The 24,940-nt window shown below is 72.7% G+C and carries 23 protein-coding genes; 10 read left to right on the top strand and 13 right to left on the bottom strand.

Annotated elements, in window-relative coordinates; all coding sequences use genetic code 11:
* Window positions 1-43: 43 nt before the first annotated feature.
* The 7 genes from yjfF to ACH54P_RS03060 form a co-directional block, all read right to left on the bottom strand.
* Entirely contained in the window at window positions 44-1,027 is a 984-nt protein-coding gene (gene yjfF / locus ACH54P_RS03090; RefSeq protein WP_489910785.1) for a galactofuranose ABC transporter, permease protein YjfF, read from the bottom strand.
* Window positions 1,024-2,022 (bottom strand): ABC transporter permease, encoded by a 999-nt coding sequence (locus ACH54P_RS03085; RefSeq protein ID WP_489917095.1) that lies wholly within the window; start codon window positions 2,020-2,022, stop codon window positions 1,024-1,026. The genes yjfF and ACH54P_RS03085 overlap by 4 nt, the downstream gene beginning before the upstream one ends.
* A gap of 35 nt (window positions 2,023-2,057) precedes the next feature.
* Complete coding sequence (locus ACH54P_RS03080) at window positions 2,058-3,560, bottom strand: sugar ABC transporter ATP-binding protein (protein ID WP_489917093.1); 1,503 nt, start codon at window positions 3,558-3,560, stop codon at window positions 2,058-2,060.
* A 50-nt stretch (window positions 3,561-3,610) separates the two neighbouring features.
* Complete coding sequence (locus ACH54P_RS03075) at window positions 3,611-4,591, bottom strand: ABC transporter substrate-binding protein (RefSeq protein ID WP_489910784.1); 981 nt, start codon at window positions 4,589-4,591, stop codon at window positions 3,611-3,613.
* Window positions 4,592-4,706: 115 nt separating this feature from the next.
* A complete protein-coding gene (locus tag ACH54P_RS03070; protein ID WP_489910783.1) occupies window positions 4,707-5,750 on the bottom strand; it encodes a LacI family DNA-binding transcriptional regulator in 1,044 nt (347 codons plus the stop codon).
* 242 nt (window positions 5,751-5,992) lie between these two features.
* Window positions 5,993-6,955 carry an endonuclease/exonuclease/phosphatase family protein gene (locus ACH54P_RS03065; RefSeq protein WP_489910782.1) on the bottom strand — a complete coding sequence of 321 codons (963 nt, stop codon included), beginning with the start codon at window positions 6,953-6,955 and terminating at the stop codon, window positions 5,993-5,995.
* A complete protein-coding gene (locus ACH54P_RS03060; protein ID WP_489910781.1) occupies window positions 6,952-7,875 on the bottom strand; it encodes a D-alanyl-D-alanine carboxypeptidase family protein in 924 nt (307 codons plus the stop codon). Before ACH54P_RS03060 ends, ACH54P_RS03065 begins: the two co-directional genes overlap by 4 nt.
* 298 nt (window positions 7,876-8,173) lie before the next feature.
* Between ACH54P_RS03060 and ACH54P_RS03055 the strand changes: the two genes are divergently transcribed.
* Window positions 8,174-8,302, top strand: a complete 129-nt coding sequence (locus ACH54P_RS03055) for a hypothetical protein (protein ID WP_489910780.1) — start codon at window positions 8,174-8,176, stop codon at window positions 8,300-8,302.
* A 102-nt stretch (window positions 8,303-8,404) separates the two neighbouring features.
* Window positions 8,405-9,475, top strand: coding sequence for a right-handed parallel beta-helix repeat-containing protein (locus ACH54P_RS03050; protein WP_489910779.1), 1,071 nt, complete (start codon window positions 8,405-8,407; stop codon window positions 9,473-9,475).
* 139 nt (window positions 9,476-9,614) lie between these two features.
* On the opposite strand, the gene ACH54P_RS03045 is transcribed toward ACH54P_RS03050, so the two are convergent.
* The gene (locus tag ACH54P_RS03045; protein ID WP_489910778.1) at window positions 9,615-10,409 is read right to left on the bottom strand and encodes an SDR family NAD(P)-dependent oxidoreductase; all 795 of its coding nucleotides are present in this window, start codon (window positions 10,407-10,409) and stop codon (window positions 9,615-9,617) included.
* A 187-nt stretch (window positions 10,410-10,596) separates the two neighbouring features.
* Between ACH54P_RS03045 and ACH54P_RS03040 the strand changes: the two genes are divergently transcribed.
* Both ACH54P_RS03040 and ACH54P_RS03035 read left to right on the top strand, forming a co-directional pair.
* The gene (locus tag ACH54P_RS03040) at window positions 10,597-11,247 is read left to right on the top strand and encodes a LysE family transporter (protein ID WP_489910777.1); all 651 of its coding nucleotides are present in this window, start codon (window positions 10,597-10,599) and stop codon (window positions 11,245-11,247) included.
* A gap of 111 nt (window positions 11,248-11,358) precedes the next feature.
* Window positions 11,359-12,057 carry a DUF6008 family protein gene (locus tag ACH54P_RS03035; protein WP_489910776.1) on the top strand — a complete coding sequence of 233 codons (699 nt, stop codon included), beginning with the start codon at window positions 11,359-11,361 and terminating at the stop codon, window positions 12,055-12,057.
* On the opposite strand, the gene ACH54P_RS03030 is transcribed toward ACH54P_RS03035, so the two are convergent.
* The 3 genes from ACH54P_RS03030 to ACH54P_RS03020 form a co-directional block, all read right to left on the bottom strand.
* Complete coding sequence (locus tag ACH54P_RS03030) at window positions 12,038-16,144, bottom strand: beta-galactosidase (RefSeq protein ID WP_489910775.1); 4,107 nt, start codon at window positions 16,142-16,144, stop codon at window positions 12,038-12,040. The genes ACH54P_RS03035 and ACH54P_RS03030 overlap by 20 nt on opposite strands.
* Window positions 16,145-16,366: 222 nt before the next feature.
* Window positions 16,367-17,410: a LacI family DNA-binding transcriptional regulator gene (locus ACH54P_RS03025; protein WP_489917091.1), complete on the bottom strand. Its 1,044-nt coding sequence runs from the start codon at window positions 17,408-17,410 to the stop codon at window positions 16,367-16,369.
* An 83-nt stretch (window positions 17,411-17,493) separates the two neighbouring features.
* Window positions 17,494-18,381: a serine hydrolase gene (locus ACH54P_RS03020; protein WP_489910774.1), complete on the bottom strand. Its 888-nt coding sequence runs from the start codon at window positions 18,379-18,381 to the stop codon at window positions 17,494-17,496.
* Window positions 18,382-18,496: 115 nt separating this feature from the next.
* On the opposite strand from ACH54P_RS03020, the gene ACH54P_RS03015 reads away from it, so the two are divergent.
* The 5 genes from ACH54P_RS03015 (at window position 18,497) to ACH54P_RS02995 (ending at window position 22,846) form a co-directional block, all read left to right on the top strand.
* Window positions 18,497-19,066, top strand: coding sequence for an RNA polymerase sigma factor (locus ACH54P_RS03015; protein ID WP_489910773.1), 570 nt, complete (start codon window positions 18,497-18,499; stop codon window positions 19,064-19,066).
* On the top strand, window positions 19,063-20,214 hold the full coding sequence (locus ACH54P_RS03010; protein WP_489910772.1) for a CU044_5270 family protein: 1,152 nt from the start codon (window positions 19,063-19,065) through the stop codon (window positions 20,212-20,214). The genes ACH54P_RS03015 and ACH54P_RS03010 overlap by 4 nt, the downstream gene beginning before the upstream one ends.
* Window positions 20,215-20,326: 112 nt before the next feature.
* Complete coding sequence (locus ACH54P_RS03005) at window positions 20,327-21,100, top strand: FadR/GntR family transcriptional regulator (protein WP_489910771.1); 774 nt, start codon at window positions 20,327-20,329, stop codon at window positions 21,098-21,100.
* Window positions 21,094-21,822: a TSUP family transporter gene (locus tag ACH54P_RS03000; RefSeq protein ID WP_489910769.1), complete on the top strand. Its 729-nt coding sequence runs from the start codon at window positions 21,094-21,096 to the stop codon at window positions 21,820-21,822. The genes ACH54P_RS03005 and ACH54P_RS03000 overlap by 7 nt, the downstream gene beginning before the upstream one ends.
* A gap of 13 nt (window positions 21,823-21,835) precedes the next feature.
* Window positions 21,836-22,846, top strand: a complete 1,011-nt coding sequence (locus ACH54P_RS02995; RefSeq protein WP_489910768.1) for a 1-aminocyclopropane-1-carboxylate deaminase/D-cysteine desulfhydrase — start codon at window positions 21,836-21,838, stop codon at window positions 22,844-22,846.
* 4 nt (window positions 22,847-22,850) lie between these two features.
* Here ACH54P_RS02995 and ACH54P_RS02990 read toward each other — a convergent pair whose 3' ends face one another.
* Entirely contained in the window at window positions 22,851-23,501 is a 651-nt protein-coding gene (locus ACH54P_RS02990; protein ID WP_489910767.1) for a helix-turn-helix transcriptional regulator, read from the bottom strand.
* Between the two features lie 85 nt (window positions 23,502-23,586).
* On the opposite strand from ACH54P_RS02990, the gene folE reads away from it, so the two are divergent.
* The gene (gene folE, locus ACH54P_RS02985; protein ID WP_489910766.1) at window positions 23,587-24,207 is read left to right on the top strand and encodes a GTP cyclohydrolase I FolE; all 621 of its coding nucleotides are present in this window, start codon (window positions 23,587-23,589) and stop codon (window positions 24,205-24,207) included.
* 191 nt (window positions 24,208-24,398) lie between these two features.
* On the opposite strand, the gene ACH54P_RS02980 is transcribed toward folE, so the two are convergent.
* The gene (locus ACH54P_RS02980) at window positions 24,399-24,830 is read right to left on the bottom strand and encodes a hypothetical protein (protein WP_489910765.1); all 432 of its coding nucleotides are present in this window, start codon (window positions 24,828-24,830) and stop codon (window positions 24,399-24,401) included.
* Window positions 24,831-24,940: the final 110 nt, after the last annotated feature.

Below are 24,940 nucleotides of genomic sequence, written 5' to 3'. Positions count from 1 at the left end.
CACAGGTGCCTCCGCGCGGGAGGCCGGACCGGGGTGCACGGGGTTAGCGGGTTCGCCGGGTGACGAGGCGTTGCAGGACGATGAAGACGAACAGGAGGGCGCCGGTGATGATCGAGGTCCACCAGGAGTTGAGGGTGCCGTCGAAGGTGATCAGCGTCTGGATGATGCCCAGCACCATGATCCCGAGGACGGTGCCCAGCACGTAGCCGGAGCCGCCGGTGAGGATGGTGCCGCCGATGACGACCGCGGCGATCGCGGTCAGCTCCAGGCCGACGCCGTTGAGCGGGTCGCCCGAGGACTTGTAGAGCACCAGCAGCAGCCCGCCGAGCGCCGAGCAGACGCCGCTGATCGTGTACACGGCGATCTTGGTGCGGCCGGTCTTGAGCCCCATCAGCATCGCGGACTGCGCGTTGCCGCCGATCGAGTACACCGTGCGCCCGAACCGGGTGAAGGCCAGGACGTAGGCCGCGGCGGCCACGACGAGCAGGGAGACCACCACGCTGATCGAGATGTGCAGCTCGCCGCCGAGCGGGATCTGCGTCTGGGCCAGGGTGGCGATCGTCGCGTTGTCGATCGAGTAGGCCTCCGTGGTGATCGTGTAGCAGAGCCCGCGGGCGAAGAACATCCCGATCAGCGTCGCGATGAACGGCTGGATCTCGAAGAAGTGGATCAGCGCGCCCATCCCGGCGCCCAGCAGCGCGCCGACCACCAGGACCACGGCGATCGCCGCGTACGCCGGCCAGCCGTGCTTCTGCATCAGGTCGCCGGAGATCACCGTGGACAGAGCGACCACCGACCCGACGGACAGGTCGATGCCGCCGGTGAGGATCACGAACGTCATGCCGACGGCGACCACGAGCAGGAAGGCGTTGTTGATGAACAGGTCGAGGACGACCTGTCCGGACCCGAAGGCCTCGTACTGGACCGCACCGAACACATACGCGGCGATCAGCAGCGCCAGCGTCGCGAGGATCGGCACGTGCCGCTGCTGCGGCCGGTAGCCCTTCACACGGGTGAGCGTGGTCATACCCCGACCTCGACCTTCTCCGGCGACGGCGCCGGGGTGACCGGTTGGGCGTGTCGCCGCCGGAACTTGCGGCGGAACGCGGGCGACAGGAGCAGGCACACCACCAGCACGACGATGGCCTTGAAGAGCATGATCGACTCCGGTGGGATGCCGAGGGCGTTGACGGTGGTGGTGAGCGTCTGGATGAGCAGCGCGCCGATCACCGAGCCGCCGAGGGAGAACCGGCCGCCGGTCAGCTGGGTGCCGCCGACGACGACCGCGAGGATCGCGTCGAGTTCGATGAACAGGCCGGCGTGGTTGGCGTCGGCGCTGTGCACGTTCGCGCTGATCATCAGCCCGGCGATGCCCGCGCACAGCGCGCCGAAGACGTAGACGAGCCAGGTCAGCCGCGCCGAGCGGAGCCCGGCCAGGCGGCTGGCCTCGGGGTTGCCGCCGACGGCCTCGACGAGCATGCCGAGCGCGGAGCGGCGGACGAGCACCGACGCGAGCACGAACACCGCCAGCGCGATGAGGATGGCGCCGGGCAGGGTGAACAGGTACCCGCTGCCGATCCACTCGAACGAGTGGGAGTTGACGGTGATGATCTGCCCGCCGCTGATCAGCTGCGCGATGCCCCGGCCGGCGACCATGAGGATCAGGGTGGCGATGATCGGCTGGATGCCCAGTGCCGCGACGAGCCAGCCGTTCCACACCCCGAGCAGCAGCGAGAGGCCCAGCGCCAGGCCGAACGCGATCAGCGTGGTGCCGACGCCGTCCGGGTTGTCGCTGATCCACAGGCAGGCGAGCGCGCCGCTGATCGCCACGACCGCGCCGACCGACAGGTCGATGCCGCGGGTGGCGATCACCAGCGTCATGCCGATCGCGATGAGGATCAGCGGGGCGCCGTTCTTGAGGATGTCGACGAGGTTCCCGTAGAGGTGCCCCTCGCGCAGCTCGATCTTGAAGAACGACGGGCTCGCGATCAGGTCGCCCAGCAGCAGCACCAGCAGAGCCATCACGGGCCAGAAGAGCCGCTGTTTGGTCAAGGCTTTCACGCCTGCACCCCCTCGGCCATGGTGGCCATGATGTCGTCCGCGGTGAGCGACTGGTTTTCCCGCTCCGCCACGACCTTGCGGTCCCGCAGCACCACCACCCGGTGGCTGAGCCGCAGGACCTCTTCGAGTTCGGCGGAGATGAACACGACGGCCATCCCGTCGCCCGAGAGCTGGGTGACCAGCCGCTGGATCTCCGTCTTGGCGCCGATGTCGATGCCGCGCGTGGGCTCGTCGAGGATCAGCAGCCGCGGTTCGGTGATGAGCCAGCGGGCCAGCAGCACCTTCTGCTGGTTGCCGCCGGAGAGGTTGCCCACCAGCGCTTCGGGGTTGGCGGGCCGGATGTCGAGCGCCTTGATGTACTTCTCGGCGATTTCGTCCTGGCGACGGCGGGACAGCGGCCGCGCCCAGCCGCGGGAGGCCTGGAGCGCCAGCACGATGTTCTCGCGGACGGTCAGTTCCTCAACCAGGCCTTCGGCCTTGCGGTTCTCCGAGAGGAAGGCGATCTTGTGGTCGAGCCCGGCGCGCGGGGTCCGCAGTGAGGCCGGCTCGCCGTCGACCTTCACCGAGCCGCTGTCGGCGTGGTCGGCGCCGAAGAGCAGCCGGGCGAGTTCGGTGCGGCCGGAGCCGAGGAGGCCGGCCAGCCCGACGACCTCGCCGGCGTGGATGGCGAGGTCGAAGGGGGCGACCCCGCCCTTGCGGCCGAGGCCTTCGGCGGCCAGCAGCACCGGCGCGCCGGCGACCTCGGCCCGGCTGGGGCCGGAGTCCTCCAGGTCCTCGAGGACCTGGAGTTCCTTGCCGATCATCTTGGTGACCAGCTCGACCGGCGTGATGTCCGCGGTGCGGTACTCGCCGATCAGTTTTCCGTTGCGCAGCACGGTCATCCGGTCGGCGATGGCGAAGACCTGGTCGATGAAGTGGGACACGAACAGGATCGCCATGCCGCTTTCGCGCAGGGACCGCACGACCTTCAGCAGCTGCTCGACCTCGCCGGTGTCCAAACTGGACGTCGGTTCGTCGAGGACGAGCACCCGCGCGTCGACGTCGAGCGCACGGGCGATCGCGACCAGCTGCTGCACCGCGATGGAGCAGGTGGACAGCTCGGCCGAGACGTCCACGTGGACGTCCAGCCGGGCCAGGAGTTCCTCGGCCCGCCGCCGCATCGGGCCCCACTGGATGCGGCCGAAGCGGCGGGGTTCCCGGCCGAGGCAGACGTTCTCCGCCACGGACAGGTTCGGGCAGAGGTTGACTTCCTGGTAGACCGTGCTGATGCCGGCCTGCTGGGCCTCGCCGGGCCCGTTGAAGGCGACCTGGTCGCCGCCCAGCTCGATCGTGCCCGCGTCCACCCCGTACACCCCCGTCAGCACCTTGATGAGGGTGGACTTGCCGGCGCCGTTCTCGCCCATCAGGGCGTGGACTTCGCCGGGGTACATCCGGAAGCCGACCCCGTCGAGGGCGAGAACGCCGGGGAACTCCTTGCGGATACCGCTCATCCGCACCATGGGTTGCGGTTCAGGCATTTGGTGTGCTCCGGGGTGGACGCGGGTCGGGATCAGTACTGGCGCTGCGGCAGCGCGGTCTTGGCCGCCGCCTGGTCGAACTCGGTTTCCTTGGTCTCGATGCGGGCGGGCACCTGCTCGCCGGCGGCGACCTTCTTCACCAGGTCCATCAGCTGCGGGCCGAGCAGCGGGTTGCACTCGACGATGTGGTTGATCTTGCCGTCGGCCAGCGCCTGCATGCCGTCCTTCACGGCGTCCACCGAGACGATCTTGATGTCCTTGCCCGGGACCTTGCCCGCGGCCTCGATCGCCTCGATGGCGCCGAGCGCCATGTCGTCGTTGTGCGCGTAGAGGACGTCGATCTTGGGCTGGGACTTCAGGAAGGCCTCCATGACCTCCTTGCCCTTGGCGCGGGTGAACTCACCGGTCTGCGAAGCCACGATCTTGTACTTCGGGTCCGCCGCGATGACGTCCGCGAAGCCCTTCTTGCGGTCGTTCGCCGGCGCCGAACCCGTGGTGCCCTGCAGCTCGACGATGTTGACCTGGCCGGTGGCGCTGCCGAACTCCTTGGTCAGCCACTCCCCCGCCTTCTTGCCCTCGGCGACGAAGTCCGAACCGAGGAAGGTCTTGTAGAGCGACTTGTCCGGCGAGTCGATCGCCCGGTCGGTGAGGATGACCGGGATGTTGGCCGTCTTGGCCTCCTTGAGCACGGTGTCCCAGCCGGACTCGACCACCGGCGAGAACGCGATGACCTTGACCTTCTGCTGGATGTAGGACCGGATCGCGGAGATCTGGTTCTCCTGCTTCTGCTGGGCGTCGGAGAACTTCAGCTCGATACCGGCGGTCTTCGCCGACTCCTGGATCGACTTGGTGTTCGCCGTCCGCCAGCCGCTCTCGGCGCCCACCTGGGCGAACCCGAGCGTGATGGCCCCGCCCGAGCTACCGGACGAACCGCCATTCCCGCAGGCGGTGAGCAGCACGAGTCCGGCCGCCGCGGCCGCCGCGGCGGCCCATCGCTTCTTCAGCACGTTCACTCCTCGATCGACGGTGATCTGTGGATCTGTGACATTTTCAAAAAGGGAAAATCGCAAAACAGTTGTTAGCGTTAACACTCCCAGGTGGACCACGAGGTCCACCCGGGCCGGGGCGCTACCTCGGCCCGGTGCTTTCGCGCACGATCAACTCGGGGACGACCAGGGCGCGCGCGTGCCGGTCGCCCCCGTCCATCCGCCCGGCCAGCAGGCCGAACGTGCGCCGGCCGACTTCGATGAAGTCCTGGCGCACCGTGGTCAGCGGCGGCGTGAAGTACGCCGCCTCGGGTACGTCGTCGAAACCCGCGACGCGCACGTCGCGGGGCACCGAAATGCCCGCTTCGGCGAACGCGCGGAGCAGGCCGAGCGCCATCTGGTCGTTGCCGGCGAAGACGGCGTCCAGGTCGCGTTCCTTGGCGAGGGATCGCCCCGCCTCGTAGCCGGAGCGCGAACTCCAATCGCCGCGGATGACCCGCGGCACCGCCACGCCGTGGCGTTCCAGCGTCTCCCGCCAGCCGAGTTCGCGGTCGCGGGCCTCGAGCCAGTCTTCCGGTCCGGCGATGTGCCAGACGGTCCGGTGACCCAGGGCCAGCAGGTGTTCGGTGGCGCGGCGGGCACCGTCGCGCTGGTCGACGGAGATCACCGGCACCGGCGCGGTTTCGCCGCCACCGACCGCGACCACCGGGAAGTCCGCGGGCGCGGCTTCCAGGGCCCGGCCCGCGGTGACGTGCGGGGCGATGACGATGATGCCCTCGACGGCCTGGCGGCGGAGGTTCTCCACCGCGTCGGCGATCGAGGACCGGCCCGGACGGCTGACGCTGGAGATCGTGATCGCGTACCCGGCTTCGCGGGCCGCGTTCTCGATGCCGTACAGCGTGCTGGCCGGACCGTACAGGTTGGACTCGAGCGCGACGACGCCGAGCGTGCCGGTCCGCCCGGTGACCAGCGCCCGGGCCGCCGAGTTGGGGCGGTAGCCCAGTTCTTCGATCGCGGCGAGCACCCGGGCCCGGGTCTCGGGGCGCACCGGGCCGGTCCCGTTGATCACGCGGGAGACGGTCATGTGGGACACCCCGGCCACCCCCGCGACGTCGGTCAGGCTCGGCTGCCGCGTTCCGGCCGCGGTCGTCTTCACGGGTCCGCCGGAGCGGGGTCGTTCGGCCACCGGTGTCCCCTTTCGTCGACCGTGACGTGGTCCGCGTCACCTGTTCCGGTGACGGCGAGGAGTAGTGTTAGCGATAACACCCGCGGGGTCAACCCCGGGTCGCGTAACGGTCTAGTCACGTGACCCGGCGACCCCCTCGCCGACGAATTCGACGGCCCGACCTGCGGGGACCGTCGTGGGTAAATCACCGGAAGCCCGGCCGCCGCGGTGTTCAGGTCGCATGTTCGCCCCCGGCGGGGACGTCAAAGCGCCAGCGTGGCCGCGACGGGCAGGTGGTCGCTGCCGGTCGCCGGCAACGTCCAGGACGCCACCGGCCGCACCCCGGAGACGAAGATCTGGTCGATCCGGGCCAGTGGCAGCGCCGCGGGCCAGCTGAAGCCGAAGCCGTCGCCGGCCTCGTCCTGCGCGGCGCGCAACCGGCCGGTGATCGGCGCGAGCGCGCGGTCGTCGGCGGTGCCGTTGAAGTCGCCGACCAGCACCGCGCGCGACGCGGATTCCGCGGCCAGTGCGTCGGCGAGGAGCCCGATCGCGGCGTCGCGGCCGTTCGCCGTGAACCCCGCGTCGAGCCGCACCCGCACCGACGGCAGGTGGGCCACGAAGAGCGCCACCGGTCCCTTCGGAGTGTCCACTGTGGTCCGGAGCGCGCGGGTCCACGGCATGATCGCCAGCGGGCGCGTGTCGCGCAGCGGGAACGTGCTCCAGACGCCGACCGTCCCCTGGACCGAGTGGTGCGGGTAACCGGCGGCGAGCGCGTCTTCGTACTTCGGGATTTCGGGCTTCTTCAGCTCTTCCAACGCGATCACCTGCGCGCCCGAGGCGGCCAGTGCGCGCGCGGTGCCCGCCGGGTCGGGGTTTTCGTCGTTCACGTTGTGCGAAACGACGGTGAGGTCGCCGCCGGCTTCCGTCCTGTCGAAGAACCTGCCGCCGAAGGACCCGCCCCAGACCAGGGCCGGCAGCAGGAGGGCCACGAGCGCGAGCGCCGAGCGCCGGACGAGCGCCGCGACGAGCAGCGGCAGCACGAGCAGGCCGGTCCAGGGCAGGAACGTCTCCAGCAGGCTGCCGGCGTTGCCCACGCCGTTGGGCACCAGCGGGTGGGCGAGCATCACCAACGCCACCAGCACGGCGAAGGCGGCCGTGACGCGGCCGCGGCGCCAGATCCCGGCCCGGACGTGCGGGGGCGTCTCCCGCTCGAGGGTCGCGGTCACCGGGTGGCCGCCGGCAGTTCCCGCTGGATCCCGGCGATGAGCTTCTCGCTGGTCTCCAGCGCGGCCCGCAGGCCGGCCGACGGGCTGCCGCCCGGGTTCTGGTGCAGCACCACGCCGAGGATCAGCGCGCCGCTGCGGGCCTTCGCCGCCCACATCAGGGCGCCGCCGGCGGCGGTCGACGAGCCGGTCTTGAGCCCGATCACGCCGTCGCGGCCGAGCAGCGTGTTCGTGTTGACGACCGCGCCGGGCACCCCGTCGACCTTGAGCCGGGTCGTGGCGACGATCTCGCGGACGACGTCGTTCTTCATCACCTCGCGGGCCAGCCGCAGCTGGTCGGTGGCGGTGCTCGTGGTGGAGTCCTCGACGCCGCTGGCGCCGGTGTAGGTGGTGCTGGTCATGCCGAGTGCCGCGGCTTCGCGGTTCATCTTCGCGACGAACGCTTCCTGGCTCCCGGCGTCCCAGCGGGCGAGCAGGCGGGCGACGTTGTTGCCGGACGGGACGAGCATCAGGGCCAGCAGGTCCCGCTCGCTGATCCGGCTGCCGGCGCGGACCGGCGCGGTCGACTCGCCGGCCGCCGCCGCCTCGGTCTCGGCCTGGTCGTCGACGGTGACGTCCGGGCCGGCTTCGCCCGCACCGAGCGGATGGTCCTTCAGCACCACGTACGCGGTCATCACCTTGGTGACGCTGGCGATCGGCACCGGCGTCTGCTCACCGCGGCTGCCGAGCGAGCCGAGGCCCTGGACCTCGGCGCTCGCCTGGCCTTCGGCGGGCCACGGCAGCGGCAGGTCGACGTCGGGCCGGGCGGCGCTCGCCCGGCCGGCGATCTCGGGCGGGAAGACGACCCAGCAGGCCGCGGCGACCGCCACGGCCACCGCGGCGGCGAGCCCCCCGACGACGGGCGGGATTCGGGTACGGGCCATCTCTCCTCCGGGTGCCGGGTGCGCTTTCGCAGCGCACACCGTCACTGTGTCCGGAGAAGATCGCCGGTCCGTCGGGGTTGTTCGACAGGTCTGAACCAGAAGTGTCCCGGTTCTGTACCAGCAGACGGGGCGGCTCGGCTCACGTGGACGTGGTCGACCACGAGCTGTTGCGGGAACCCGGTGCTGCCGTCGGGGTCGCTCCCGACCGCGAGGTTGGGGATGACGAAGAACGGGTGGTCGAACGCCCACGACTTCCCGCCCAGGCCCGGCCGGGCGGGCCTCGACGTGCCCGGACCTCGTGGAGAACCTGCCGGAGGTGTCGAGCCGCGCGGAGGTGTATTCGCAGGTGCCGTACCAGCAGCTGTGGCCGCTGTTCTCCCGCTTCGCGGTGATCACGAGGTGGCCCTGGCCGCGTTCACGTACGTGATCACCGTTCGGCCTGTTGACGCCCCTCCCGCCGGTGACCTATAAAGGAAACGTCCGGGTGTCCGCCGCAACACCTCCGCTGTCCCGTGTCCGGAGGCTTTCGGTGTCCCCCAGAATCCCGCTTCGCCGCGCCGTTTTCCTCGGCTGCGCCACCCTTTCCGCCGCCGCCGTCGCCCTCGCGCCGGCCACCGCGGCGAACCTGACCGCGGTCGACGTCTCGACCGCTGCCCAGCTGCGGGCCGCGCTGGCGAACGCCGCACCGGGACAGGTGATCCGGCTCGCGGCCGGCACCTACCGCGGCTCGTTCGTCACGACGAAGGCCGGCACCGCGGCGCAGCCGATCACGCTGTCCGGCCCGGCGGACGCCGTGCTGATCAACGACGGGCCGTCGGGCGAGGCCCCCGGCTGCCCGGCGCCGACCGCGGGCTGGGACCCCGGGTACGGCCTGTGGCTGTCCGGCGCGCCGTACTGGACGCTGAGCGGGTTCACCGTCCAGGAGTCCAAGAAGGGCATCGTCGCCGACGGCTCCCCGCACACCACGATCGACGGCGTCACGGTCCACCACATCGACGAGGAGGCGGTGCACTTCCGCCGCTCGTCGGCCGACAGCGTGCTGAAGAACTCGACGATCACCTACACCGGCTTGGTGCAGCCCGGCTACGGCGAAGGCGTCTACCTCGGCTCGGCCGGCTCGAACTGGGGCTGCCACGGCAACTCCGGCGGTGTCGACCGCGGCGACCGGATCCAGGTGCTGGACAACCACATCGGCCCGTTCGTCGCGGCCGAGCCGATCGACGTCAAGGAAGGCACCTTCGACGGCGTCATCCGCGGCAACACCTTCGACGGCCGCGGGATCACCGGCCAGAACTCGGCGGACTCCTGGATCGACGTCAAGGGCATCGGCTACACGATCGAAGGCAACACGGGCACGTTCGCCCCGCCCGGCACGTTCGCCAACGGCTACGAGAACCACAACCCGGGCACGACCCCGTCGTTCCCCAACGGCTGCGGCAACGTGTGGCGGGACAACCGGTCCGACCTCGGCGGCGTCGGCGCCTACGCGATCAAGATCAGTTCCGTGTCGAAGTGCGCGGCCCGCCCGAACGTGGTCCACGCGTCGAACACGGTCACGAACGCCCGGTCGGGGCTGACGAACATCCCGGTGACGCCCTGAAAGTTCCACGGACGGGGGCGACGCACGTCACCCCCGTCCGCGGGAACACCGGGGGTCCGTGTCCGTTGTACCGGGTGCCGGCGCGCAAACTCCCGCTCCCACCCGAGGCTCCCCCGTGCTTCCGGGCGGGGGCGGGACTTCACGGCACGATCGCGTCGACGTACCCGCCGTCGACCCGGACCGCCGCACCGGTGGTCGCCGAGGCGAACGGGGAACTCAGGTACACCACCAGGTTCGCGATCTCCTCGGGCTCGATCAGCCGCTGCAGCAACGACTGCGGGCGGTGCTTCTTCATGAACTCCCGCTGCGCCTCGTCCCAGGGCAGGTCCTTGCCGACGAGCTCGTAGACGAAGTCCTCGACCCCGCCGGTGTGCGTCGGCCCGGCGATGACGGCGTTGACGGTGACCCCCGTGCCGGCCGCGTGCTTGGCGAACCCGCGGGACACGCCGAGCAACGCCGTCTTCGACACTCCATAGTGGATCATCTCGGCCGGGATGACGATCGCGGAATCGCTGGCGATGTACTGGATCCGGCCCCAGCCGCGCTCGATCATGCCCGGCAGGTAGGCGCGGGTGAGCCGGACCGCGGCCAGGACGTTGACCTCGAAGTAGCGCCGCCAGTCGGCGTCGGTGATCTCCAGGGGCTCCTGGGCGCCGAAGATGCCGAGGTTGTTGACCAGGATGTCGGCGTCCGGCACCTCTTCGACCACCTGCGCGGCGCCGGCCTCCTCCGAGACGTCGCCCGGGGCCGGCATGAAATCCGCGTCCGGCAGGGCTTCCCGCAGCCTCGCGATGGCCTTGTGCACGCCGGTTTCGCCGCGGCCGTTGACCGCGACCCGCGCGCCCGCGGCCGCGAGCCCCGCCGCGATCGCCGAGCCGATGCCCTGGGTGGACCCGGTGACCAGTGCCGTCTTCCCGCTCAGGTCGACCCGCATCGTGAAAGCCCTCTCTCGCGTCGCGTGTCCCTCCGGCCGATTCAAGCACAGGTGGCGAACGCGCACCGGCTGGAAATCCGGTTGCCGCCCCCGCCCGCCGGCGGCACCATCTGCGCATGACCACGCACCGCACCCCGCTCCTGCCGACCGTCGCCGCGACCACCACCGCGCCGGTCCAGCAGCAGCCGTGCCGTCCGCGGAGGTCGATCACCCCGGCGCCGTGACCGGCGCGCTGCTCGCCGGCCTGCTGGCCGGTTACGGCATCGCGATCCCGGTCGGTGCCGTGGCGACGTACCTGGTCGCGCTCACCGCCCGGACCTCGCTCCGGACCGGCCTCGCCGCCGCCCTCGGCGTCGCGACCGCCGACGGTGTGTACGCGCTGGTGGCCGTGCTCGGCGGCGCGGCGATCGCGGGCGTCATCGCCCCGGTCGCCGGGCCGTTGCGGCTGGTCTCGGCGGGCATCCTGGTCGTGCTGGCGGTCCGCGGCGCCGTGCTGGCGCTGCGCTCGCACCGCGAGGCCACCGCGCGGCCGGTGACGCCGCTCGCACCCGGCCGCGCCTACGTCAGCCTGCTCGGCATCACGCTGGTGAACCCGACCACGGTCGTCTACTTCACGGCCCTGGTCGTCGGCGACCGCGCCGGCACGGCCGTGTCGGTGCTCGACCAGGCCGTGTTCGTGCTCGCCGCGTTCGCCGCCTCGGCGAGCTGGCAAGCCCTCCTGGCCGGCGGCGGGGCCCTGCTCGGGCGGGTCCTCACCGGGCCGCGCGGCCGGCTGGTGACGGCGCTCGTGTCGAGCGCGGTGATCACCGCGCTGGCCGTCCGGCTTGTCCTCTCCTGAGCAGAAAACCGTTGCGGTGTAACGGTTTGTCCGAATTCCGGCCGCACGCCGGAAGACGTTCGCCGGCCCGGCTCCCGGCTAGCGTCGAGGGGACGACCACAGGAGGCGGCCATGGCGATGCCGATGTCGGGGTGGGACACCGCGGGCGCGGTGCTGCTGGTGCTCTGGGCGCTGGCCATGGGGGCCGCCGTCGCGGTGCTGGCGTCCGCGAACCGCGGGCCGGTGCGGCCGTGGGTGTACCGCGGCTCGGCCGTGGTGATCGGCCTCGGCGTGCTCGGGCAGCTCGGGCACGTCCAGGAGCACGTCGCGCAGGCGGGCTACTGGCTCGGGCACCCGAACTCCCCGGCGTGGATGACGCCTTGGGGCACGGCGCTGGCGAACGGGCTGCAGCAGGTGCTCCCGGACCGGCCGACGTTCGGGATGGAGCTGCTGCACCTCACCGGCAACTTCCTCTTCCTGGCGGGCCTGGCGGGGGTCATGGTGATCACCCGCCGGGCCGGGGCCACCCGCGCCCGGCGCTGGGCGAAAACGGGTGTCTGGATGCAGGGCCTGCACGGGCTCGAGCACCTGGTCCTGACGCTGTCGGTGGGCTTCGGGGCGCCCCGGGCGATCGGGCTGTCGACGTTCTTCGGCCTCGTCGACCCGGGCCCGGGGCTGACCACCTACCGCGTCTGGTGGCACTTCACCGCGAACGTCGTGGGCTCGGTCGTCTTCGCCCTCGCGCTGTACCACCTGGTGCGCGAACGCCGGGAGGTCCGGGCGGCGTTCTTCGTCCGGCCCGTCCCGGAGTTCACCCGGCGGGCGGCGTGACGCAGGTCAGGGTCGGCACCGCCCAGTCCGCGTGGTCCTGCCCGTTGCCGTCCCCGCCGTCGGTGACCAGCAGGTCCAGCACCTGGGCCCCGGTGACGTCGACGTCGATCGAGACCGCCGCCTGGCCGCCCTTGACCACCGGCGTGGTGACCCGGGTCGCGCCGTCCACCGAGACGGCGAAGGCGACGCTGCCGCCGGTGCCCGTCTCGCCGTCGACGCCGGCCGAAGCCGTCAGCCGCGTGCAGGCGCCGGCCAGGTAGAGCTGGACGTCGCTCGCCGCGTGGACGCCGAGCCCCTTCGCGTACGCCACCCCGCCGATGGTCATCGGCTTGCCGTCGCCCGCGCTCGCTTCGCCGTTGCTCGTGTCGCGCTCGACCGGGCCCCAGCCGTTCGTCGCGGTCAGGAACGGCAGGGAGCTCACCGCGACCTCGCCGGCGGGCGGCGCCGGCGGCACCGCGCCGACGATCCGTTCCCCGGTCGCCGAACCCGCGCGGCCCGCCTGCCGGTACGCCACCGCCACCTTCAGCGCGGCCGTGTCCACTGTGGAGGGTGGCGTCACGGTCCACGAGAACGTCGCGGACCTGCCGCCGTCGATCCGCGCGACCGAAGGCGGCGTCGCGGCGCCGACCGTCCACCCGGCCGGCGCGGTGAGCACCGGCTTGACGTCGAACGCGGGCGGCGCGCCCGCCGGGACCCGCACGGTGGCCGAGGCGGTGAACCGCTGCCCGCCCGATGCGGTGTCCGGCGCGGTCAGCGCCACCGCGGTGGTCGGCGCCGGCGGCATCGCGTACCGCACGGGGTCGTACCCGGGCGAGGCGTTCTGCCGGACGGTCAGCGGCGACCGGTAGCTGCCGTAGTTCGTCCAGGTGATCTTGCCGAGGCCGCCGGTGCTGCCGTCGAGGTTCCACACCGCGACCGCGATCGTGTTGTGCCCGTTCGGGTTCAGGACGCCGTTCGGGATCGGGAAGCTGTGCTGCGGGCCGAGGTAGTTGACGTACTGGCCGAGCTGCCAGCCGTTGACGAACAGCAGCGCGCGGTAATGCCGCGCCGGGTTGTCGGTGATCGTCAGGCCGAGCGAGGTGTCCTGGCCGCGCGGCAGATCCAGGTCCGCCGCCGTCCGGTACCACGAGACACCGGGGGTGGTGTCCTTCGCCGGGAGCGACGCCGGCGTCCAGCCCCCGTCCGGGAACCCGGGCAGCGACCACCCCGCGCGCTCGCCGTACAGGCCGCCGGTGTTGAGCGGGCCGCGGACCGGGTCGAGCCCGGTCTCGCCACCCCGGACGCCCTGCAGCCGCCAGGTGACCGACGTCAGCGGGGCCCCGGTCAGCCGGGCTGCGGTGAGCCCGCGGGCGGCCTTGTTGCCGTTCGCGGCACTGTAGTCCTCCTCGTGCCCCATGTTCACGGTGAGCACGGAGATCTCGTTGTCGCCTTGGCGCAGGGCGCCCGCGGGGAACGGGAACGTGTGCTGCGAGGTGGTCGAACTGCCGAGGAAGACGCCGTTGAGCCACGCCGAGAACGCGCCCGCCGGGCCGCCGCTCTGGCTCGACAGGGTGATCCCGGTCTGCTTCCCGTCGCCGGTGAAGTGGCCGCGGTACCAGGTGTTGCCGGTGTGGAAGCCGTAGTCGTCGGCGAAGAGCACCGGTTTCGTGCCCAGCGCGGTCGAGCTGTTGCTGGTCTCCTTGTCGGCCACCGGCCACGCCGAGTCGTCGAAGGCGGGTTGGCTCTCCGGGGATTCCTGCTGGTGCTTCCAGCCGGTCAGGGCCGGGAGCGTGACGGCTTTCGCGGTCGGCGCGGTGGCGGTGAGGCTGCCGCTCGACGTCGGCTGCACCGGCACGGGAGAACCGTTCCACAGCACCGACTTCCGGGTGCCGAACACCTCGAACGCCCCGTCGGTGCCGGTGTCGCCGGTCAGGGCCAGGGTGCCGTACCGGTCGGCCGCGGTCCGGACCAGGTGGGTGCCGCGGACGAGCACCGGGCCCGCCGAGGTGTCCTGGCGCCAGAACGTCGCCGCCGTCGCCTTGTCCGCGAGCAGCAGGAGCAGCGGCCGCGCGCCCGGGGCGGTGACGAGGACCCGGGCCAGGCCCTGGTGGGTGTAGTTCAGCCGCAGGTCGCCGCGGGCGGCGTCCCACGTGCTCGTCGCGGCGCCGTCGAGGACCTGCACGGACGGCTGCCCCGCGAACCGCAGCACCGTTTCGCCGGGTCCGCCCCGGTCGCCGTAGAGGACCGCGACGTCCCGGCCGCCGATGGCCGCGGTCGTCATGATTTCCGACGTCGAGTACTGCATCCGCGTGGCCCCGAGGTCGTACCCGGCGACGAGGATCTTCGACTGGCGGCCGGTCAGCGTGACGCCGGTGCCGGGCTGCTGCGGCACGACCGGGTAGTAGTCGGTGCTGCCGGACAGCAGGTCGACCGCGTCCACGACGGCGAACGCCCCCGTCGCCTTGGCGTTCTTCTGCCCGGTGACGACGATCTTCAGCGTGTGCGCCGCGGCGGGCAGGCCGCGCACCTCGTAGCCGGTGACCTGGTTCTGCTTGCCCGCCGCGTAGAGGTCGACGGTGCCCACTTCGGCCCCGTCGAGGTAGACGTCGGCGATGCCGTGGCTCGGGTCCTTCGACGTCACCCACCGGATCCCGGTGCCGGTGAAGGGAATGCTCACGCTGTCGCCGGCGACGTTCGAGAACGACTCGGTGTGCTGGTAGTCGCCGCCGGTGTAGTTGACCTCGGGCCCGACGTGGCTCCAGGTGCCGGTGTAGCCGACCTCGGCGGCGCGGTCGTCGTAGGTGTAGCCGGCGTGCGCGGCCAGGTCGAGCGCGAGGGTCGTGGTGTTCGTGGCGGTGGACGTCGAATCGCTGTGGCGCAGGGTGTGGAACTGCGTGCGGGTGTCGGGGTTGATCCGGGCCGTGTCGGTGAGGGCCGGGTCGGTCAGCGGCGCGCCCGCGAGCCCGTCGGTCTTGGTCAGCGGGGCGACGGACTGGGTGAAGTAGCCGATCAGCTTGTCTTCGGCGTACTTCGGGTCGAACTGGCGGGCCTCGGTGATCGCTGCGCCGTAGTCGTAGGACGTGTAGTTCTGCGGGATCGCGCTCCAGCCCCAGGACGTGCCGCCGTGCAGCATGTAGAAGCTCTGGCCGGTCGCGCCGACGGCGATGTTCTGCTTGTAGAAGACGTTCGCGAACTGGTCGTTGATCAGCTGGGCGCACTTCTCGTAGCCCGGGCCGCCCCAGGGGTCGAAGGCACCGCCCTGGAACTCGGCGGTGATCAGCGGCTTGCCGGGGACGTGGTCGTAGCTGATGTCCGGCACGCCGTTCCACTTGGCGGGGTTCGAGCAGTCGAAGCCCTGCGGGTAGGAGTCGGCGGCGTCGACGTCGAGCGCGGCCTCACCGGCGTTGAAGGTGCCGTTGTTGTTGCCCACCAGGGGAACCGTGATGCCGTCGGCGCGGGCCTTGTCCTCGAGGTGCTTCATGTACGCGCGGCCGTCGGCGTTGCCGTTGTAGTACTCGTTCTCGACCTGGTAGGCGAGCACGCTGCCGGTGCCGTTCGTCAGCTGGTGGCGCGCGATGATCCGGTCGATCTGCGTCTGCCACTCGTCGGAGTACTTCAGGTAGACCGGATCGGCGCTGCGGGTGTGGCCCGGGGTGGTGGACAGCCAGGTCGGGAAGCCGCCGCCGTCGACCTCGGCGTTGATGTACGGCCCGGGCCGCGCGATGACGTAGAGGCCGGCCTGCTGCGCCAGGTCGAGGAGCCGGTCGAGGTCCCGGATGCCGGTGAAGTCGTAGACCCCCTCCCGCGGCGAGTGGTAGCCCCAGTCGAAGTACAGGGAGGTCGAGTTGAACCCGGCGGCCTTCATCTTCTGGAAGATGTCGAGCCACAGGTCCGGGCTCGGCAGCCGGTAGGAGTGGAACTCCCCCGACCACAGGTAGGTCCGGTTCCCGTCGACGAGGAACGAGTAGCCGTCGTAGGTCACGGTGTGCGCGGGCTTCGCCGCGGGCGCCGCCGTGGCGTGCGGAACGGCCACCCCGGCGAGGGCGAGGAGCGCGGCGAGCAGGGCCGCGAAGAACGTCCGGGGAAAAGCACGGCGGGCGGAGCGCATGCGGGGACCTCCGGGAACGGCTGGAGCAGCACTGAACCAGAACCGAACACGATCCTTTGCCAACTCCACAGAAGCGGTCAAGATGCAACACCGGGATGGATCAGTGCCGAGGTCGTGTTAGCGCTAACAGTCCGGGCTGGCGGGTACGCCGGCAGTGCAGACCTCCTGCAAAACGATGTCACCGAGCCGGACGACCCAGCCGTCCCGGTCCCGGGACGAACCTCAGCGGGGCCCGGTGCTCTCGCGCACGATGAGCTCCGCGGGCACGAGGTGCCGGACCCCGGCGTCCCCGCCCGCCATCCGGTCTTCGAGCAGGCCGAACGTCCGGCGGCCGACCTCGATGAAGTCCTGGCGGACCGTCGTCAGGGGCGGGTTGAAGTACGCCGCCTCCGGCACGTCGTCGAAGCCGGCCACGTGGACGTCCTCCGGGACGCGGATGCCCGCCTCGGTGAACGCGCGCAGCAGGCCCAGCGCCATCTGGTCGTTGGCCGAGAAGACCGCCTTGAGCCCGCGCTTGCCGGCGAGCGCCCGGCCCGCCTCGTAGCCCGACCGCGGGCTCCAGTCTCCGCGGACGACCGCCGGTACCCGCAGGCCGCGGGCCTCCAGGGTCTCGCGCCAGCCGCGTTCGCGGTCGCGGGCCTCGAGCCAGTCCTCCGGCCCGGCGACGTGCCAGACCGTCCGGTGCCCCAGGGCGAGCAGGTGCTCGGTGGCCCGGCGCGCGCCGTCGTACTGGTCGACCGAGAGCACCGGCACCGGCGCGGACTCCCCGCCGCCGACCGCCACCAGCGGGATGTCCGCCGGAGCCGCCGCGAGCGCGCGGCCGGCCGTCACGTGCGGGGCGATCACGACGATCCCCTCGACCGCCTGGCGCCGCAGGCTCTCCACCGCGTCGCCGATCGACGTCCGGCCCGGCCGCGTCACGCTGCAGATCGCCACGCCGTAGCCGGCTTCGCGCGCCGCGTTCTCGATGCCGTACAGGGTGCTCGCCGGCCCGTAGAGGTTCGACTCCAGCGCGACCACGCCGAGGGTGCCGGACCGGCCGGTGACCAGTGTCCGCGCGGCGGTGTTGGGCCGGTACCCGAGTTTCTGCACCGCGGCGAGGACGCGATCGCGCGTTTCCGGGCGCACCGGCCCGCTCTCGTTGACCACCCGCGAGACGGTCATGTGCGAGACCCCGGCCATGCCGGCGACGTCGGCCAGGCTCGGCTGCCGCGGCCCCGGCAACGCCGTCCTGGCCTGTTCCCCCGGCTTCGCCCGGTCCACCACCCTGGCCCCCTCCACCTCGCGCCGTCTCACCACGTCCGAGACGGTACCGCCGAATCGCCGCGCGCCGGACGTCCCGCGCCGGGTCAGGACCAGCCGAGCGGAGCGGAGAGCGCTTTCACGACGGCCGTGACGCGCTGGGACGCCGTCGTCCAGCCGGTGGCGGCGGGCTGGGCGGTCAGCACGACGACCACGTACCGGCGGTCGCCGACGAGCCCGCTCGTGTGCAGGTTGCGGCCCGGGTCGCAGCACGACCAGCCCTGCTTGACGGCCCAGTCGGTGCCGGTGACCGCGGACGGGATGCCGAAGAACTGGTCGAAGCCGTCCGCGCCGTGCCCGGTGGCGCCGTCGAGGGCGCGCAGGACGACCTGGCGGGTGCCGCCGGGCGCCTCCTCGAGCAGGTACCGGTAGAACCGGGCCAGGTCCGTGGCGGTGACGAGGGTGCTGCCCCAGTGCCCGGCGTCGGCGGGCGGGCGCGTCGAGGTCATGCCGATCCGCGCCGCCCAGGCGGTGACGATCGCGGGGCCGCCCAGCCGGGCCCAGAGCCGGCTGGCCACCTCGTCGTCGCTGCGCGAGAGCATCTCCGCGACCTCACCGGCCGGTTCCCCCTGCTTCAGCGCCTCCAGCGCGATGAGCAGCTTGACCAGCGAGGCGGAGGTGTAGGCGGCGTCCGGCCGGTAGGAGACGACGTCCCGGCCGGTCTCGCGGTCGTGGACGAGCACGCTCAGCCTGCCCGGCACGAGCGCCGCCAGCGTGGCGCCGTCCGGCAGCGGCTTCGCCTTCGCGGACCGCTTCGCGGAGGTCTTCGGCGCCGAAGTCGCCGTCGTGGCCACGCTCGTCGTCACCCGCGGCGCGGGCGACGGCCCCGCGGCGGAGGCCGGCCCCGGTGTCCGGATCACCGCGGCCACGACCAGCATCGCCACCACCGCGCCGGCGCACGTCCCGGCCAGCAGCATCGCGTTTCCCCTGTGCATACCGGCTGTTGTCCGGAACCCCCGATCGTGTTCGCCCGGACGGCCCGGATGTGGCCTGTGTCTCATCCGGACGAGCGATCGGGGACGCGGGCGGCCGGTCACGACAACCAGTAGCGTGACCAGAATCGTCGAACGGCTGGACCGGCCCGACCTCGCCGCGCGGGATCCGAAAGAGGTCTTCGCGCGGCTCTTCGACGAGTACGCCGCTCCCCTGCGCGGCTACCTCGCGGGCCGGGTCGGCGTGCACGTCGCCGACGACCTCGTGGCGGAGACGTTCGTCGTCGCGCTGCGAAGACGGGCGAGCTACGACCCCGGCCAGGCGCCGATCCGCGGCTGGCTCTACGGCATCGCCACCAACCTGCTGCGCAACCACGTGCGCCAGGAGGTCCGCGGGTTCCAGCTGACCGCGAAGGCCGGCGCGGAGGACCGCCCGGCCGAAAACCACGACACCGCCGTGGCCGGCCGGGTCGACGCGGCGGCGCGCCTGCGCGTGCTCGCCGGCGAGCTGGCCGCACTGTCCGAACAGGACCGCGACGTCCTGCTGCTCACCTCCTGGGCCGGGCTCGAACCGGCCGAAGTCGCCGAGGCGCTCGGTGTGCCCGCGAGCACGGTGCGCTCGCGCCTGCACCGCGTGCGCCACCGGCTCCAGGCCCAGCTCGTCCCCACCGAGGAGAACCACTCATGAACGAGCTCGACGAAACCCTCGGGCTGCTCCACCGCGACGCCCGCACCGCCCCGGCCGACCTGTCGGCGGCCCGCGCGAGGCTGATGGCCGAGCTCGGCGGCGAAGCCGGCCCGCGGGGGCGGTTTTCGCACGGAAGCGGACCTCGCCGGCAGCCGGCGGACGTGGTCCCGCTGCGCCCGAAGCGGGTCCGCCGGTTCGCCCTGCCCGCCGCCGCCGCGGTGGCCGGTGTGGTCGCGGTGACGGTCGTCGTCGTGCAGGCCGGTTCGCCGGGGCCCGCCGGCGGGCCGACGGCCGCCGCGCCCGCCCCCACGGCAGCGGCCCCGCCGAAGATCCGGCTGATGTCGGCGACGGAGGTGCTGGACCGGGCCGCCGACCTCAGTGTCGGCGCGGTCGACCGGCCGGTGGGCCCCGGGCAGTTCCGCTACGTCGGCGAGCACACCTGGGTGGGGCGCGGGGTCCAGACCGCGGACGGGACCGGTTACACGTACCTGTGGGAGCAGGAGGTCGAGCGCTGGATCCCGGCGGACGAGACCGACGTCTGGCAGGAAACGCGCAGGATCCTGAGCACCGGGAAGTTCCTCGGCGGCTCGGTGCCGCAGGCGCAGGCGCCCGAACCCCCGGTCACCGGCACCGACCAGGGCCGGTGGCAGGGGCGGTGCGGCGACTTCTTCCCCCGCGCCAAGCCGGCGAAGAAGTGCGGCGACCCGGCGGACTGGGACAGCCCGGCGTTCTACGCGGCGCTGCCCCGTGACCCGGACGGCCTCTACGCGAAGCTGCGGGACATGACGAAGGGCCGTGGCTCGACGCCGAGCGTCATGTTCCACTTCGGCATCGAGATCCTGCGGGCCGGGCTGATGCCGGCCGGGCTGCGGGCCCAGTGGTACCGGGCGCTGGCGAAGATCCCCGGTATCCAGGTGCTGGCCGCGGAGACGAACCTCGACGGCCGCACCGGCGTCGCGCTCGGGCTCGACGACCGGCACGAGATCCGGCAGCTGATCATCGACCCGGTCACCGGCGGGTTCCTCGGCGAGCGCACGGTCGCCGGCGCCGAGCCGGACGAACCGTGGATCAAGCCGGGCACGGAGCTCGGCGCGAGCGCGATCACCACGGCGGTCGCCGGCCGGCTGGGCGAGGTCCCGGCGCGGTAGCCCGGAGGCCGCCTTGAGGGACGCAGCGTCCTCAAGGCGGCCGGGTTCGCCGGCCGGGTTTGTCCGACGCTGACGGCTGATATGTCGGACATATCGGTGGTACCGTCGGCTCGTGGAAGGCACCACCGGAACCGCCGCCGGGCCTTCGGCCGGGCTGCGGATCGCCGCCGAAGTCCGCGCCCGCGTCGACGACGGGCGCTGGCCCGCCGGCACCGTGCTGCCGACCGAACTCGAGCTGGCCCGTGAGTTCGCGGTCAGCCGGTCGTCGGTGCGCGAAGCCCTCAGCGCGCTGCAGTTCGCCGGGTACGTCGAACCGCGGCGCCGGCGCGGCACCGTCGTGCTCGGCGGTGCGCCGGTGCCCGGCGCGGCCCGGCACGTCCGCGCGGCACGGACCTTCGAAGAAGCCGTGGACCTGCTGGAAGCCCGCCTGGTCCTCGAACCGGCCGTGCTGGCGCTCGCGGCGGCCGACCCGGATCCCGCGGCCCTCGACCTGGCCCACGAAGCCGTCGCCGGGATGGCGCTCGTGACCGGCGGCGACACCCTGCCGGCCGACACCGACCACCGGCTGCACGCCGCGATCGCCCGCGTCTGCCGGAACCCGGACCTGCGCGAGCAGGTCGAGGCGCTGCTGGAACGGGCGTCCGGGCCGGTCTGGCGGGAGACACAGGCCGCGGCGTGGGCGGACGGCGGCGGACTCGCGCGCCGGTGGACCGCCGACCACCGCGAGATCGTCGCCGCGCTGGCCCGCGGCGACGGCACGGCCGCGGCCGCCGCGTCGCGCCGGCACCTGCTGTCCGCTGTGGACAATGCCGCCGGCTGCCCCGCCCTGCCGCCGTCCCAGCTGCGCCGCCTGCGCCGGCTCCGGGAGCACTTCGGACCGTGTTAGCCGTCCTGGTCCTCGCGGTCCCGGTGGGCGTGCTCATCGGGACGGTCGGCATCGGCGGCGTCCTGCTGCCGCCCGCGCTGACCTGGCTCGGCGGCCTCGACATCCACGCGGCGGCGGGCACCAGCAGCTGGTGCTTCCTGTTCACCGGGATCGTCGGCACCGCCGGCTACGCCCGGCACCAGGCGATGCCGTGGCGCTTCGGCGGCCTGCTCACCCTCGGCGCGGCGCCGGCCGCCGCGGCCGGTGCCCTGGTCAACGGCGTGGTCCCGGCGACGGTGCTGTGGCTGGTCCTCGGCGTGGTCACGGCCGGGTCCGGCGGCTACAACCTCTGGGCGCGGCCGCGCGAGGCCCGGGAGCTGCCCGCGGCCGACGCCGTCGTCGTCGGCGCGGTCGTCGGGTTCGGGTCCGCGCTGACCGGGACCGGCGGGCCGGTGCTGCTCGTCCCGCTGCTGCTGGCGCTCGGCGTGCCGGCGTTGACGACGATCGCGGCCGGGCAGCTGATCCAGCTGCCCCTCGTCACCTTCGCGACGCTCGGCTACGCGGCGCAGGGCTCCGTCCACTTCGGACTGGGCAGTGTCCTCGGCGTGCTCGCCGGAGCAGGCACACTGCTCGGCACCCGGCTGGCCCGGCGGCTGCGGGGCCGGCGCCTGCACCGCGTGGCGTCGGCGGCCCTGGTCGGCTTCGGCGCCTTCCTGATCACTCTTCCGTTCCTGCCGCGCTAGAAAGGACCAGCCCGTGGACCTGGCCACCCGGCTCGAGCAGTTCCCGCGTGAGGACCTCGCCCTCACGCCGACCCCGCTGGACGTGCTGGCCGCGCTCTCCGCCCGGCTCGGCCCCCGCGTGCTGCTGAAACGCGACGACCTCACCGGGCTCGCGCTCGGCGGCGACAAACCCCGCAAGCTCGAATACGAACTGGCGCGGGCCCGCCGCGCCGGCGCCGACGTCGTGGTGACGTGCGGGTCGATGCAGAGCAACCACGCCCGCCTGACCACCGCGGCCGCGCGCCGGCTCGGGATGGACTGCGTGGTCGTGCTCAGCCGCGACGCCTACGACGAGTTCCAGGGCAACCTGCTGACCGTCCGGGTGCTCGGCGCCGACGTGCGGATCGTCGACGTCGAAGACCACTGGGCCCTCGACACCCACGTCCGCGCCGTGTGCGGCGAGCTGCGCGCCGCGGGACGGCGGCCGCACGCCATCCCGATCAGCGGCACCACCCCGCACAGCTGCCTCGGCTACGTCCGGGCCGGTCTGGAACTCGCCGCGCAGCTGCGGGCCACCGGTGACCACCCGGACGCCGTCTACCTGCCGTTCGGCACCGGCGGGATCTTCACCGCGGTGACGTTCGCGTTGCGCGACCAGGGTTTCGGCTGCCCCGTGATCGGGATCAGCGTGAACCAGGACCGCGCCGCTTGCCTGGCCGGTTACCGGCACTGGTGGGCCGAGCTGACCACGCTCCTGGGAGCCGGCGGCGAGCCGCCGGAGGTCGAGCTGCACGACGAGTTCGTCGGGCGCGGGTACGGCGATCCGACGGAGGCCTGCCTCGACGCGATCCTGCTGCTGGCCCGGACCGAAGGCGTCCTGCTCGACCCGGTCTACAGCGGGAAGACGTTCGCCGGGTTCCTCGCCCACCACGCGGCCGGGCGCTGGACCGCCGGGCACCGCGTGGTCGTGCTGCACAGCGGCGGCGTGCCCGCGCTGTTCGCCTACCACGACGCGCTGGCCGCGCACCTGGCCCGGCGCGGCTGAGGCGTCAGGCCCGCACCAGGCGGACGCAGCAGAGGCCCGGCCGCGGGTCCAGCCGCGCCCGCAGGCCGCGGCCGCCGGCCCCGGCGAGCATGCCTTCGACCAGCCCCAGGTTCATCCCGCACACGAGCTGGGTGTGGGCCTGGGCCAGCCGGTGGAACGGGCAGTTGCCGAGCAGCACCTCGCCGTCCTCGACGCGTGGTTCGAACCCGTGTTCTTCGAGCGTGCCGACGATCTCCGGGGCGCCGTCGGCGAGTTCCGCCCCCCGTTCCCGGGCCCGCCGGCCCAGGATCTCCCGCGCCGAACCACCGGTCTCGTCCGCCTCCTCCACCGCCGCCGCGAGGAGCTGACCAGCGAGTTCGTACTGCCGCTCGGGCAGCGAGACGCTCACCTGCCGCTCCGACCGGCGGTAGAGCTTCGCCGGACGGCCCGCTCCCGGACCGCTGCGGCCGGTGCGGCGTTCGTGGCCGACGGTCAGCAGGCGTTCGTCCACCAGGCGGTCGAGGTGGAACGCGACGGTCGCACGGGGCACGCTGAGGGCGGCGGCCACGTCGTCGCGGCTCACCGGCTCCGGCTGGCGGACGACGTACTCGTACAGCCGGCGGCGGGTCGGCTCGTCGAGGGCCGCCACCGCGGCCAGGCCACCGGAATCGTGCATCACCGCACTCTAAAACAAATAACCGTTGACGAAAACCCCCGCGAGCTTCTAACGTCAGCTCGACTTGTTTTTAGAAGGAGGCCCCGTGACCGTCGATCCCGTCAGCGAAGCGATCCCGCTCCGGCACCTCGGTGTCGTGCACAACCGCGACGCCGTCGACCTGCACGCGGCCGAGCGCGCGGTCGCCGACCTGCTGCGGGCCCTGGGCAAGGACCCGGTGTCGGAGCACCTGAGCGACACCCCGCGGCGGGTGGCCCAGGCGTACGCCGAGATGCTCCGGCCCCGCGACTTCCGGCTGACGACGTTCCCCAACGACGAGGGCTACGACGAGCTCGTGCTCGCGAAGAGCATCCCGGTCCAGTCGCTGTGCGAGCACCACATGCTGCCCTTCCGCGGCGTCGCGCACGTGGGCTACCTGCCCGGCGAGCGGATCCTCGGGCTCTCGAAGCTCGCCCGCGTCGTCGAACTGTTCGCGCGCGACCTGCAGGTGCAGGAGCGGCTGACCAAGCAGGTCGCCGACTGGCTCCAGGAGCACCTCGCGCCGAAGGGCGTCGGCGTCGTGATCGAAGCCGAGCACCTGTGCATGTCGCTGCGCGGAGTCCGGGCCGACGGCGCGCTCACCGTCACCTCGTCCCTGCACGGCCTCCTGCGCGAGGAACCCAAGACGCGGCAGGAGTTCTTCGCCCTGACCGGGGTCCACGCCTGAGCTCGCGGCCTACGCCTGAGCTGGAGTCAGTCGCCTGAGCCGGGGTCAGTCGCGCCGGTGCCGCCCGCCACGCCCGAGCCGGCCCACGCCTGAGCCCGCGGCCGACCTCGGCGGAGCCCATCGTCCGGCCGCGCCGTTCCGCGGCGCCGCGAGGTGGGGCGAATCGAGCGGGGTAACCAACCCCGCCGGGGTCAGTCGCGCCGGTGCCGCCCACCACGGGCGCCGGCGATGGCGCGCACCCGCGTCTCCAGGTCGTCCCGGCGGGCGCGGCGGGCGTAGTCGAGCAACGCTTCCGCCTGGGCCTCCGGGAGCCAGCCCTGGTCGACCCCCGCCTCCAGGCGGAGCAGGTGCGTCACCAGCTCCCGCGACTCCTCGTCGTGCTCGCCCGCCAGCTCCGCGAACCGGCGGGCCGCGTCGGCCGCGCCGTCGCACCAGGCCGTCATCGCGAGCAGCGTCGCCGTCGCCGTCAGGATGTCGCCGCGGTGGACGCCACCCTCCGCGGCCAGGTGCTCGGCCAGCTGGAAACTCCGGGCCCCGATCCCGCCGGCCCCTTCCCGGCGCACCGCTTCCGCGAGTGCCCGGATCTGCTGCGTGACATAGTCCCCGCTCGACAACCCCGCCATGCCGTCCCCTCCACCACGCACCAGGGTCCCCTGCCGGCCCCGTGCGTCACCACGACAGGTGTACTCCATCCGGGGCCAGATACGTCGAACGCCCCACCGGTTACGTCCGA

Source organism: Amycolatopsis sp. N2S4-7, assembly GCF_058119595.1.
This window is presented reverse-complemented; position numbering and strand designations above follow the sequence as displayed.